The following is a 12,670-nucleotide window of genomic DNA, read 5'->3' as shown; positions in this document are numbered from 1 at the left end:
GGCGATTATCCCTTCCGTGTGAAGTCCATCCGCTTCTTGCCCAGCTCGACATACCCCGAGTCCAAGACCTTCGGGATGATGTACGTCCCATCCCGAAGGTCGTAGGTGACCAGGTCCGGCTTGCCGTCCTTCATCTCGTAGATGCTGAATTTCTCCGGCGCGTTTGTTTTGATGTATGTGAACTTGTCATCGTGATAGATCGACTGAATGTCGAAGGGAGCCTCGTTGGCCTTGAAGGTGTAATCGAATTTCAACTGCACCGGGTAGGCGCTCTTGTATTCATCGACTGCCTGCTCGACGTGCGATTGAAGAGAGGCAAGCTGTTCCTTGGTCCGCTCCAGTTGGGCGGAAGGCACAAACTGCGGAGGTCCATTGGCAGCAACAATCGAAGAGTGGTCGGCAGGCTCAATCAGTACCTTCAAGTCCGGTGCTTCGGATGTACCTGAAACATCCTGGAGCGTGAACGAATAAATGTTGCCTTTGTCGGTAATGAGGTTGAGGTTGGAGCTGATGCCTGCCTTCGCGGGATGAACGAAGCAGAAGTTGCCTACCACGTCCACGATCCAGAAGTCCTTGTCGCCAGTCGCCGCCTCCATGATCTTCTCGGTGGGCGGAACCTCAATCAGGGTTGTGTACTTCAGCTTAGCGTGAATGGGAACAATGTCCTGGGAGTGGTACTGAACAGTGCGTGCCGATGGTTCTTGCGCAATGGCCGCCAGTGTTGGAAGCGCCAGGGCGAGCCAGGCGATGAAGATGAGTTTGCGGTTCATGCGGCAGCTCCTTGGGGTTTTGGAGTGGTGGTGCCGGCCTGCGTGGGAGGCCGGTATGGGAAGTCTTCGGCGAGCCGGCGGAGGCCGTCGGCAATGCCGAAACGCTCGAAGTAGTCGCGCTTTTTCAGGTTGTCGCGGGCGCTGTTCGTCGCCATCCAGTGCGAGACGGAATCGACGTTCAACTGGACCTTCTTTGACGACTGCGCCTTGCGGATGAGCATCTGACCAGGGGGAACAAGTCCTGCAATTAAGTCCAACTCTGTGTCGTTCAGGTGAAACGCCTCCCGGTACACTTCGCGGTTCATCTCCGGGTTTGCAAGAAAGATCTTTGTCGGGCAGCTCTCGGAGACGATCTGCAACATGCCAGATTCCTCAAGCTCCTTGATCGACTGCGTGGCCAGAATCATAGCCGCGTTGTGCTTACGCCAGGTCTTCTGTGCCTGCACCACATAATTACGGATGGTCTCGTTTTTGATGAACAGCCACGCCTCATCGAGCAGGAAGATCTTGAAGGTGCCCAGCTTGGCCGGGTCGGCAATCTCGTTCGATGCCCGATGCAGAACATAGAAGAGCAGCGGCTCCAGGACATCGGGCGAGTCGCCCCACCCCGCAAAGTTGAATGTCTGAAAGCGGTTGAACGAAAGCGTGTCTCCGGCGTTGTCGAAAAGAAATCCATGCTGCCCACCCCGCGTCCACCGTTGCAGCCGGTCTTTCAATTCGCCGACGATGTTGGCGAAGTTGGAAACTGTCCGCTGCTCCGGTTCCAGAACATAAACCCGCTCGATCGCATCCCACAGCTTGCGCTCTTCTTTGAAGTCCAGCCGATAACGATGTTCATTGCCCTCGATGAGCACACGGAAGAAGCTGAACAAGAATTGCAGATTCTCTTTATTGGGTTTAAGCGAGAATGGGTTGATGCTGAAGTCACGCGCCTCCTGCCCGACGTTCAGGTACGAGCCGCCAAAGATCGAAGTGAGCGATTGGAAGCTGTTGCCGATGTCGAAGATGAATGTCAGAGGCGCATACTTCTGCGCATTTTGCAGGATGAAATTGCAAAGGTACGATTTGCCGGACCCGCTCATTCCCAGGATCAGCGTATGCGCAACTTCGCCATTGTGCAGGTTGAGGTAGTACGGCGTGCTGTTGTCGGTTTCAAGCACAGCGAGATACTCCGCATCCAGATGCGCATTCGTCTTCTCGCCCGGCAGGATCGTAAACAGAAAGCTCAGGTCGGCGTAGTTCGTATTCAGCAGGTACAGCCTGCGCAGGTTGAGCGCATAATTTCCCGGCACTGTGGCGAAGTAGGCGTTGAGCTGGTTGTAGGTCTCAACGAAAAGATTGCCGTCGGCGTTCGTAAAAACTCCGCTGAATTCGCCCACGAGTGGCTCAAGTTCTTGCATTGAGCGTCCATAAAGCACAATCGTGGAGGAGAAATCGCCAAGCTGCTGGCCGTCGCCCAATGCCCGCAGGCAATCGCCGAGATTTTCGATGTCCGCTTGTTTCGATTCATCGACCAGGACATCGCGAGGATTTGTCTGCGCCGCGTCGTTGCCCATCTGCGAAATGAAGCCGGTCTTTGAGACATTGAAGTGGCGGCGGCGCTTGTTGACTTCCTTGCGCGCCTGTTCGGCGGTCAACGGCGTCCATTCCGTCACTACATAAAAGTTAGCGGCGATCTTGAGCAGTGAATCGAGAACAAGAGGCCGCGTCTCCGTGATTGCCTCCTTCATGGTCAGGACGCGGACGAAGTGGTCACCCACACGCAGGTGATCGCGCTCGGCTTCTATGGTGGAATTCGCTACCTGGTAGTCAAGGAACTGCGTGGATTGCGGCTTGCCAGCAATCCGCCAGTCGTCATAGTTGAGCAACCGGCGAAGAAAACTCAAGTGCCCTTGCTGATTCAGTACTTCAATCCCAACGAAATCGCCGAGCTGTCGAGCAAATGCCTGGACGCGCTGCTCAAGACGGACGAAGTCAGCTTCGATTTGCGTCCGCAGCAGCGTCTTCATGCCGCTCCCAGCAAACTGCCTCTTAAACTCATCCATTGCCCCTGCCGGGTCTCGCAATAGGCGTGCAAGTGCCGCCCTGACGCCAGTCTTCGACCGTGCGCCTTCGAGCACAATGCAATAGAAGATCTCAATCTGGTATAGCTGGTCGCGTTTGGCCTCAAAGAACTGCCGCCGCTGGTCGATGGCGGCTTCCACCACGGGGGCGTCGTAGTGGGCGAAGGGGATCTCGGGCCGGTTTTGCTTGAACAGATATTGATAGACGTGGAAGCCAGGGCCGAATGCTTTGAGCGCGGCCTCCAGCCGTTTTACTGCGTATTCCTGCTCTGCGTGGTCGAGACTCTCGTAGTCCACGCCGGAGATGTGTAGCACCATCCCCACGTCCCCGCTTTTGGTCAGAAACGTGGTCTCGTTCCAGAATCCATACAGGTTGATGTGTTCGTTGAGAGCGGCAGCCTCTTTCCACGGCTTGATGACCTTGTCGAGTCGCAACATCAGACCACCTCCACGCGGGGAATGCTCTGTTTGGCGGCGTCATAGCGCACGTTGTAACGTTCCGATTTCGCAAGAATGCGGAGAAATGCGGGGTCGGTGTTGGTGACCCAATGGCCGAATGCATAACCTCCGACGAAGACAGCAACTCCGGCGACCAGGCTGTTGAACAGGTTGAACGCGCCCACGGCCCCGACGCAGACGAAGTAAAAGAGTGTCCGCTCGACGCCGAGGTATGTGAGGGGCTTGTGCAGGCTTTTGTAAACCCGATTCCTCCGATGGGTTGTAGCGTGTGTCTGCATCGTCGCCCCTCACAGCTTGGGAAATCATTGGGCTTTCGTTGTTTGGTAGGGCAAAAGGTTTTGCTTACACACCCCATAGCCAGGTCAGTACGTTGGTGGCAAGCACGGCAATGCCTGTGCCGGCTGCTACCCCAGCTAAGGTCTTTTTGGCACCCGGCTCTCCGTGCGCGAACTGGTATCCGCCAACCACGATGGCGATCAGGCTTGCGACCTTGGCAACCGTGCCGGTGAACAGGGTTTGCATTGCGGTGAAGCCGGTATCGAACGGCGACTGTGCGTGGGAAAGCGCCGGAAATAGGATCAGCAGGGTGAAGAGGCTTAGGCCAGGGCGAATCCAGCACAGAATTTGCCCGCGGACGATTCTGCGATGGAGTACGGGTGGAAATTGGGCAATCATCGGCACCTCCAGCGGCCCGTGAAGGGTCGCGATATGCCGCAACATTGCTCCCGATTGTTGCCTTACGTCCAATGACGAATCGAATTCATGTGATAACGGACAGTCATTACAAGTCCCGGAGTAAGGCCAGTTTTACAGGTCAGGTGCCGCAGTATCCACACTCGTTTAAGTACTCGCCGAGTGCGTTGGCGGTTTAGCGACATCCCGGAAATGCCCTGAGAGCCTATGGGCGTTTGCCGGGTGTAATCCGTGGCTGGGAGGGTTCCGTGCGATCCCAGGTCTCAGAAATCGAGGGGCACCCTTAAATTGTGGCTGGGTGCGGTCCTTGGTATGCAGGCCACCCCCGGCGGGCCATAGGGCGATGGTTGCCAAGATTTAACCTCTCCCTCCCCCCATTTCAAGGCCGGCCCTCAAGGCTTGAATCTCCGAAAATAGATAAAAGGTTCACTATCCACGCAATAAAATTTGATAACGAAATATTTTAGATGTATATTCCTAATTAGCGAAACCTTCGTGCGGAGTTGCTTCTTGGCCTTCCAGATCGATACAACGATTCCGGAACTACTGGTTAGTTCACTGCCCATTGATCTTGTTACCAGCATAGAGGACGGTCTCCCTGTTGGTGCGCAGCGTGCCTATGCTTCGGCACGGGGCATGGAAGAGGGTCATCTCCCCACTGTTGTGGGGCATCTGCGCCATTTTCACATGAACGAAACGTTTCACAGAGCACTTGCTGTTAATCAGGCGAATCCTTCGCCCTTATGCGGCAACAAAGTTGTCGTAGGGCGAGCTGGCATTTTTTCTCTTGCGCGATTCAATATCCATGAAGGGTATTGGACGAACTACAGGCGGAGCCTCACGCGCAAACAGTTGTCCGAGGCTAACAGGTCAATTGAACCTCTGGTGCAGCCGGAACTCTTTTCCAGCTATACACCCGCCACTAAGGCCACGGTTTTTTTTGTCGCGGTCTTTGCTGGTTCGCTGCGCGTTAGTCCTGAAGCGCCTACCTCCATACAGATCGCCGTTCCTGATAGCCAAATGAAGAGCTGGCTCCTTAGGGAGCCTATTTCTTCGTTTCTTGAACGGTACAGTCACGTGCAAGACTTACAGCGTGATCTTGCTGTGCCCAGATTGAAAAGGATCGCCGATCAGCAGCAGGGGAATGATGGTAAAGGAAAATGAGTAGGATCGGAGTTCAAGGCTTTCAGACTGGTCGCCTAGACCAGATTCTTGCTGCTCGTCGTTTAAGTCAGGCTCAACTTGCAGCTATGGTGGGTGTTGCACCTGCCACAATCAGCAAATGGCGCACTGGCGCACAGCCTCCTGAGCGTGAAGCTCTGGACCGCCTAGCAAGCGTCGTGAATGTTTCGCCTGAGTGGTTTACGCGGCCTGTTGTGCCAAAAAAATCGATGACATTATTTCGCAGCAATGCCTCTGCGCACGTTGCTGCACGAAACATGCTGTCTGCTCGAATTGAATGGGCCGAAGACGTCGCCGTTGCTCTATCTGATTTCGTGGATTTCCCGGATCTCAATTTGCCCACACGCAATTATGAGAACCCTGAAGAGATTACTACGGAGGATATTGAACAGGCCGCTTGTGAGTGTCGAGAACTCTGGCGGCTGGGGCGTGCCTACATTCAAGACCTGGCATTAGCCGCCGAAAGCGCTGGAGTCATTCTTATCCGCGAAGAAACAGGGGTTGCCCAGATTGAGGGTCTCTCTACGTGGAGTGACTGCCTTAACAGGCCACTTGTGTTGCTTTCGGCTGATAAGGACAACGGCTATCGCAGCAGATTTGATTTGGCGCATGAGCTAGGGCACCTCGTTCTTCATAGGCACATAAAGCGCCCGACAGAACAAGAGAGATTCAAGATGCTTGAGCAACAGGCTCACCGCTTCGCGGGTGCTCTACTGTTGCCAGCGGACACGCTCGCCCGAGATGTCCGCATCCCTCCGACCCTGGATGACTTGCTACTTCTCAAACATCGATCTGGTGTTTCAGTTGGGGCCATTATCATGCGCCTACACGCGATTGAGTTGCTGGATGATGCTGGGAAGCTGGCGCTATTTAAGAGCCGTTCCTACAAATGGGGGGCGAAGTCTGAACCGGGAGACAACGATCGTGCTCCTGAGCAGCCTCGTTTGTTGAAACGCACGATTGACTTGCTGGTCGATGAAAAGGTTATGCCGCTTGAATCAATTCCGAAGCATATTGGGCTTTCAGATTCAGACGTAGAAATGCTAGCCGGATTGCCCGAAGGGTACTTCAAGGGAAGGACCGATAATGTCGTGCAGTTTGCGCGGTTGAAATCGTCAACTCCCTTTACACGGAAAAATGATAGTGGCAGTGTGTTGGTTCCTTTTTCCCAGTCATCTAAACGGTAAAAATTTTTGCGAAGCGCAGGGCGGAATTATGTCCGCCTTGCGCATTTACATGTTTGGCGGGCGACCCACATCTCAATCCCCCTCGAAGGAATGGGTGCCCGAGGTCTCGATTTCTGAGACCTGGAAAGGCTCAAAAGCTTCAGCCAACACTTGTTACTCTTGAAAAGTCGGCCAGCGTCCGCTGATCTGTCTGCGCATGATCCTGCGTTGACGATTAACAGACCAAATCGCATTTAGAGTCGCCTATCGGGGATGTGTAAACCCCACGCCTTCAGGCGGCGGTAGCCCTTGTTCTTTCCTTTAGCCCTCTTCTGGCCAGCAGGGACGGAGTGAGCACAAAGGCGTTCAGGGTAACGAAGCTGAAGCAGCAATATCGGCCGCATGGCCGATCAATCCGGCTTTCAGCCGTAACTCTGAAGCCACCGGCTGTTAGCCGGTTGGTCAGTTCACAGAATTGAAAATCATTCAGGCCGCCGCAGAAGGTTCTGTCATCGATTCACGGCCGCTTACTATCCATCTGCGTGCGGTGGACAGTAAACTGTGGCCGAAATTCCTTCAGTAGTCCCTCGCGACGTTCTATCGTCGGAATTGAGCAAAATTAGCGCGGTTTTTACTATCCATTTTTACTATCCACATGCCAAAAATCACCAAAAAGTGCGCAAAATCTGCCACATCTGGAGACAAATAAAAAGCAGCTTGCGCAGGCCGCTATCTTCATCATTTTGATCGATTTATATGAGATTTCAGGGGGTTAAGTGAGGAGGATAACTGGGAATCAATGGTGAAGCTGACGTTCTGCCACTGAACTACTCCCGCAACTTATTTAGAATCAACAGCCTGAAGCATTTTCGAGGAGCCATAAACACCATGTAAAACCATTGTTGTTGCACTGGACTTCACAGCTTGGAGGCTGGAGAAATGAAGGTCAATAGGGAACGGTATCCACATGGCTGTATCCGAAAGGTTCCTCGCTCCCACGGCTTCGTATGGGAATTTCGATTTTACCAGACCGTAGATGGTAAACGAAAGCTCAAGGTGCAGACCTTCGATTCCGTCACCTACCCCACAGAGACGGCGGTACGCAAGGCCGTAGAGGGGCAGCTTGGCGCACTCAATTCGGGCACGCTGGCGGGCAAGGTTGCAGCCACACTGGGCACTGTAATTGACCGATACATGCGGGAAGACTTCACCACGTTGCGCCATTCGACGCAGACGACAAACACGAGCCTCATTGACTTGCACATCCGGCCAAAGTGGGAGGACGTGAGGCTCGCCGATATCACGGCTCTAGGCGTCAAGACATGGCTGGACAAGCTGCCGTTTGGCGCGGCATCGAAGGCGCGGACCCGCAATATGGTGTCCAAACTGCTCGGCCTCGCAATGCTGCGGGAGTACATCCCTGTTGGCCGCAACCCAATGGAGCTAGTTCGCGTCAAGGGGAGCACTAAGCGGCAAAAGGCAATCGTCATATTGACGCCTACAGAGTTCAAGGCGTTGGTTGAGGCGCTCCCCGAGCCTTACAACCTGGAAGGAAAACGTTTGCAAACTTCGAATCACTGTTCCGAGCGTTGCGTGTGATAGGCCTTCATGGCGGTACCGTTTCCAAACCGTTTCCTTTATCAGATTTTCAGAAAGGGAGGCAATTATGGCTCGTGTTTTCATCACCGGATCATCCGATGGCTTAGGCCTCGTGGCTGCGCAACTCCTGGTTGAGCAGAGCCACAGTGTTGTATTGCATGCTCGAAACCAACAACGGGCGGATGAGACCAAGAAAAACTTCCCGAAGCAGAGGAGATAGTGATCGGGGACCTCACCAGCATTGCTCAGACAAGACACGTTGCCGATCAAGTCAATCAACTCGGAACCTTCGATGCTGTGATTCATAACGCCGGTATACGCAGCTACGCGCTCCTATGAACGCGACTGTCACGAAGCGCACGGTCGAACAAGGTCAGCAGTTTGCTGTTGGACAGGCAATGTTCAACCTCGTACCCCTCGATGAAATATGGATAACGGCGAATCTGAAAGAGACGCAGATGGCGCATGTTCGCCCCGGACAACAGGTCAAAATTGAGGTGGACACCTACGGACACAAAACCTTCCACGGTGTAGTGGACTCGATTGCCAGCTCGACCGGTTCACGGGAAGCTCTGCTCCCTCCCGAAAATGCCACGGGAAACTTCGTAAAGGTAGTGCAGCGAATTCCTGTAAAGATTCTTGTCCATCCGGGTCCGAACGACGGTGAGGTGCTCCGTCCTGGGATGAACGTCGAGCTCAAGATCAGAACCAGTTCGTTGATGTTCTAGGAGCGCGCTCGGCGCGGCTATTCGTCTCGTAGCCGAATAAGAGGAGGAATCGGATGCAGGAACAGATAGCTCATACACAGCCGCCTTCAGACAGCTCTTCCATAGAACTGAGGCCCAACCAGAGCAAATATCTCCTGCTCGGTCTTGCCCTTGCGACGGCGATGGAATTTTATACCTTCGAGAGCATGAATCTCGTCCTTCCTGATATCACCGGATCGCTCGGCGTCTCTTTCGATGAGGCAAGCGGGTTACTGACGGTCTATAGTTCCTTTCTTTTTCTCGGTGTGCCATTGTCTTTCTGGTTGGCCGCTCGTTTCGGCCACAAACGCTTTCTGATATGGAATACGGCCCTGTTTGCCATGATGTCCGTGGGCGCCGCGTTGTCGCCTGCGTTATGGATCATGCTTATTTTCCGTGCTATCGAGGGATTGACTGGTGCCGGTCTCACCGTGTGGTGGCTAGCCGGAATCTACATGATTGTGCCGAGAGAGAACCGCGGTCCGTCCATGATGGTGGCTTCGGTGAGGCTGTATTTTGCAAGCATGGCGGGTCTGATCCTCAGCGGCTTTCTCACCGATCGCCTCAACTGGCGACTGATCTGCGTGCCAAATATTATTCTGGCTTCTGCAGCCATTCGGCTTCTGAAGAGAAATTTTCCTGTGTTGCCGAAAGTGGATTCGCTGCGATTGCGGCACACAGACTACCCAGGATTGATCCTTGCAGTCATTGGAGTTCTCTCTTTGCAGGTCATCCTGAGCCGCGGACACATCGACGACTGGTTCGGGTCTCTGTTCCGTCCGGCGCTTACGTGAAGATGTCCCCGGGCCAACTGGCGAGGGCCGCGCGATATGGGATTCAGCGAAACCATTGCACCATTACACGGTTATATCGCCAGGGGGAACGTGCGGCCGATTTTTACATCGTGCTGGAAGGGACAGTACAGACATTCTGGTCGGATGCGATCGACGGTGACGAGCATTTCATCTCGCTCGAGCCTGGTGAGTTCTGTTCTGAGTCACGTAACCTGGCAGTCAGTGGTTACTGGCGAAAAGACTCGCTTCGAAGCAGAACAGCTGTTCATGATGATCGGGGCAGACCCATGTACGACTTGGCTGAGGGATTGTGTGGACCTCGATGCGAATGGTTTCGTGCGAACATCTTTCTGATCTGAGGTGCGAGGGCTATTTGAGACGTCGGTGCGTGGCATCTTTGCGGTTGGTGACGTCCGGTCCGGCTCGGTCAAGCGCGTGGCGTCTGCTGTTGGCGAAGGGTCTGTTGTGGTCGCGGCTATTCATCGCCATTTGGGTACTCTTGGGGCGTAGCGTTAAAGGTGTATTTAGATTTCCTGGGTGCTAATACCGTGCCGTCCGTGTCGTAGACCGCATCAGCATCTTCCTAGAGAACCTGCTTCCAAACTCAGGACCGCACATTGCCGGACCTAATTATGAAAGCTTCGAGCAATGATGATGACTGAAGTGATTCGCAACACATCGAGGGCCCGCTTTACTCAAAGCGGACTTTTGAGGGTGCTTTACTCAGGAAAGCCTGCTTGACGAAGCGCACGCCGCAGGGTGCGAAAGACCTCATCGTATTCGGGCAATGCTTCCATCTGATGTCCAAGGCGACTGCCCCACAGCGTCTTTAGGCGAGCTTTTTTTTGCGAGGATGCGGGCTTCGATGCCCGTAATATCTCTTTTCCGAAAGCGGATTTTTCCGTAATGGCTCCGATGAGGTGACCGATTTCGACACCTGCGTGAGAGGTGAGGAACCAGAGATCGTATAGATCGCGCGGCTCGTTGCGCGCTCGGTCCTGGAGAGCTACTACTTTTTCGGTAGCAATTTCGTTCAGACTGTACACCGAGATTGGGCAATCTTCCTGTATGTCCTCAAACTCTGGGTAGGTGCGTAGAACCGGAGGCTGCTCCACCGGAAAAAGTAGAATCTCCGAGATCCGGCCTTACCAAACAAGGACACATTGCCTAGCTTCCTAAATCTTATGAACATTGAACTCCGAGTTATCCGTTCAGAACCTGGTGTCAGTTTGCTCTTTGTCTTGGAGCCAGAGGTTTGGCGCGCAACCAGGCAGTTCGGCACTCGCTATCTTACAAGCCACTTGTTTTGTGCAGTATAGGCAATTCTTTGAGTGCGTGCGTCGTGGTACGCGACGTGCTCTTGTAAAGAGCGAAGGCGAGGGAATGACATGCAGAGTAGTACGACTTGTCGAGCGTGATCATTTAGTTCTCCTCCAGATAAGCGGACATCTTCAGCAAGCGCACGTGAGCATGATCAAAGAGCTCATCGCCCAGGAAACAGATTCTGTGATTCTTGATTTAGAAAACGTGACGCTTGTAGACCGCGAGATGGTCAGGTTCTTCGCAGCATGCGATGCGAGGAGCATCGAGCTCAGGAATTGTCCGGATTTAGTCCGCGAATGGATGAGCAAGATGTAGTGGCGTGGACTACAGCAACAACTGTGTAATCGCAATGCGGCGGCAGACGGATCTCATAGCGCGCATTCAACTAACCGTAGAACGCCGTCGAGGGATATATCAACTTCGTCGGCTTTGACATAAGCGTACCGGAGCCAAAACTATGCACTTGCTGACTTACGCTACAAAAGAGTCACCTATTGAAATCACAACTGACATCAGCGATATGTATTTGGTTGCCGCTGCCAAAGACGGAGACCATCAGGCATATGCAGAGTTGTGCCGGCGGCATTCAAAACAGATTCTTCAAACTGTTCTACGGATTACACGCGACGTTGCGGATGCTGAGGACACCTTACAGGAGACGTTGCTGAAGGCATACATTCACATCGGAGAATTTGAAGGAAGGAGCGCCTTCTCTTCGTGGCTAACTCGAATCGCAATTAATTCCGCGTTGATGTTATTGCGAAAGAAGCGATCTCAACCTGTGTACAGCTTTGAAAGCGTTTCTGACGGGGACGATTTCAAGTTGCCTGAACCTATGGAGACCTCCTATAACCCCGAAGAGTCCTGCATTCAGAACGCTTTGAAAGATGAACTCGATCATGTCATTCGATATCTATCCCCTACTCTTCGGGCTGTAATGCAAATTCGGCACCGAGAAGACGCCCCAGTAGCGGAGATCGCGAAGATGTTGGGGATCTCCGAAGCAGCCGTGAAATCGCGCCTCTTCAGGGCCAGATCGCGGATTCGGAGACGCCTTGGCAGAAATTAGTGCCTGCGTTGTGAAATTGACTGGAGGACGCCGATTGCCTTCCAGCTACTGTCGGCATCGCAATAACCAAAAGCGGATTTACAAGAGAATTAGGGAACACAGATGAGTTCAAATCAGCTACCTCAGCAGCTCCCAAAATACTGCATTCTCTGTGTCGACGATGACCACATTGGCCTTGGATTGCGCACCGCTCTGCTCGAAGACGAGGGATACTTTGTGACCGCCGTCAGCTGTCCGTTGATGGCTCTGGAGTATGACGTGCCACAGTTCCACTTGGCAATACTAGATTTTGACATGCCCGGTCTTAACGGATTTCAGCTCTTACTGCGTCTACGCGCTGCACACGCATCTTTCCCGATCGTGTTGCTCAGCGGTATGAGTCGGGAGTTACCGAACGACATACGCATTATGTTCTCAAGCTGCCTCGACAAAGGAGAACCGATACATCTTTTCTTGAATACCATACGTTCCTATCTGACTCCGATCCCGGACCCACCGGAAAGCCAGGTAATGGGCAGAGATCTTCATCCTCGGTATCGAGGGCATCGGCTCTGGTGGTTGGGAAAAAACGAGTGGCGAGTACCGGGCCGCGCTGAGTTTAATAGGGGATCTGCCCGCCTCTGCTCGGCTCAAATTGTGGCACCGTTCAGTGTGATCGATTTGGACAAGCGGACTATTTTTCTCCATAACCGACGGATAACTTGTGAGCAGTGTTGAATCGAACGGACGGAAGTGGTGGCGGCGAGTCGTTCTGGCGACTCTCACTGTGGGTGGCTTTGCGTCAGCGGCTTTTGGCCAAGAGGTGC

The 12,670-nt window shown here is 53.5% G+C and carries 12 protein-coding genes; 7 read left to right on the top strand and 5 right to left on the bottom strand.

Annotation, left to right across the window (positions count from 1 at the left end; all coding sequences use genetic code 11):
* Positions 1 to 5 precede the first annotated feature (5 nt).
* The 4 genes from OHL23_RS14925 to OHL23_RS14910 all read right to left on the bottom strand — a co-directional run bounded on the left by OHL23_RS14925 (position 6) and on the right by OHL23_RS14910 (position 3,967).
* Entirely contained in the window at positions 6 to 770 is a 765-nt protein-coding gene (locus tag OHL23_RS14925) for a TrbG/VirB9 family P-type conjugative transfer protein (protein WP_263352706.1), read from the bottom strand.
* The gene (locus tag OHL23_RS14920; protein ID WP_263352705.1) at positions 767 to 3,271 is read right to left on the bottom strand and encodes a VirB4 family type IV secretion system protein; all 2,505 of its coding nucleotides are present in this window, start codon (positions 3,269 to 3,271) and stop codon (positions 767 to 769) included. The genes OHL23_RS14925 and OHL23_RS14920 overlap by 4 nt, the downstream gene beginning before the upstream one ends.
* The gene (locus OHL23_RS14915) at positions 3,271 to 3,570 is read right to left on the bottom strand and encodes a VirB3 family type IV secretion system protein (RefSeq protein WP_263352704.1); all 300 of its coding nucleotides are present in this window, start codon (positions 3,568 to 3,570) and stop codon (positions 3,271 to 3,273) included. The genes OHL23_RS14920 and OHL23_RS14915 overlap by 1 nt, the downstream gene beginning before the upstream one ends.
* 64 nt (positions 3,571 to 3,634) lie before the next feature.
* Positions 3,635 to 3,967, bottom strand: coding sequence for a TrbC/VirB2 family protein (locus tag OHL23_RS14910; RefSeq protein ID WP_263352703.1), 333 nt, complete (start codon positions 3,965 to 3,967; stop codon positions 3,635 to 3,637).
* 528 nt (positions 3,968 to 4,495) lie between these two features.
* Between OHL23_RS14910 and OHL23_RS14905 the strand changes: the two genes are divergently transcribed.
* The 5 genes from OHL23_RS14905 (at position 4,496) to OHL23_RS14885 (ending at position 9,472) form a co-directional block, all read left to right on the top strand.
* Positions 4,496 to 5,149 carry a hypothetical protein gene (locus OHL23_RS14905; protein WP_263352702.1) on the top strand — a complete coding sequence of 218 codons (654 nt, stop codon included), beginning with the start codon at positions 4,496 to 4,498 and terminating at the stop codon, positions 5,147 to 5,149.
* Positions 5,146 to 6,354, top strand: coding sequence for an XRE family transcriptional regulator (locus OHL23_RS14900; RefSeq protein WP_263352701.1), 1,209 nt, complete (start codon positions 5,146 to 5,148; stop codon positions 6,352 to 6,354). Before OHL23_RS14905 ends, OHL23_RS14900 begins: the two co-directional genes overlap by 4 nt.
* Positions 6,355 to 7,272: 918 nt before the next feature.
* The gene (locus OHL23_RS14895) at positions 7,273 to 7,932 is read left to right on the top strand and encodes an N-terminal phage integrase SAM-like domain-containing protein (RefSeq protein ID WP_263352700.1); all 660 of its coding nucleotides are present in this window, start codon (positions 7,273 to 7,275) and stop codon (positions 7,930 to 7,932) included.
* A gap of 335 nt (positions 7,933 to 8,267) precedes the next feature.
* Positions 8,268 to 8,660 (top strand): efflux RND transporter periplasmic adaptor subunit, encoded by a 393-nt coding sequence (locus tag OHL23_RS14890; RefSeq protein WP_396127366.1) that lies wholly within the window; start codon positions 8,268 to 8,270, stop codon positions 8,658 to 8,660.
* A 53-nt stretch (positions 8,661 to 8,713) separates the two neighbouring features.
* Positions 8,714 to 9,472: an MFS transporter gene (locus OHL23_RS14885; RefSeq protein WP_263352699.1), complete on the top strand. Its 759-nt coding sequence runs from the start codon at positions 8,714 to 8,716 to the stop codon at positions 9,470 to 9,472.
* Between the two features lie 719 nt (positions 9,473 to 10,191).
* Here OHL23_RS14885 and OHL23_RS14880 read toward each other — a convergent pair.
* Positions 10,192 to 10,587, bottom strand: coding sequence for a nucleotidyl transferase AbiEii/AbiGii toxin family protein (locus OHL23_RS14880; protein ID WP_263352698.1), 396 nt, complete (start codon positions 10,585 to 10,587; stop codon positions 10,192 to 10,194).
* A 665-nt stretch (positions 10,588 to 11,252) separates the two neighbouring features.
* On the opposite strand from OHL23_RS14880, the gene OHL23_RS14875 reads away from it, so the two are divergent.
* Positions 11,253 to 11,864, top strand: a complete 612-nt coding sequence (locus OHL23_RS14875) for an RNA polymerase sigma factor (protein WP_263352697.1) — start codon at positions 11,253 to 11,255, stop codon at positions 11,862 to 11,864.
* Positions 11,865 to 11,966: 102 nt separating this feature from the next.
* Positions 11,967 to 12,581, top strand: coding sequence for a response regulator (locus tag OHL23_RS28870; RefSeq protein ID WP_396127365.1), 615 nt, complete (start codon positions 11,967 to 11,969; stop codon positions 12,579 to 12,581).
* Positions 12,582 to 12,670: the final 89 nt, after the last annotated feature.

Source organism: Acidicapsa acidisoli (genome assembly GCF_025685625.1).
Lineage (GTDB): Bacteria > Acidobacteriota > Terriglobia > Terriglobales > Acidobacteriaceae > Acidicapsa > Acidicapsa acidisoli.
The sequence above is the reverse complement of the archived record's forward strand: the minus strand, read 5'-3'. Positions and strand labels throughout refer to the sequence as shown.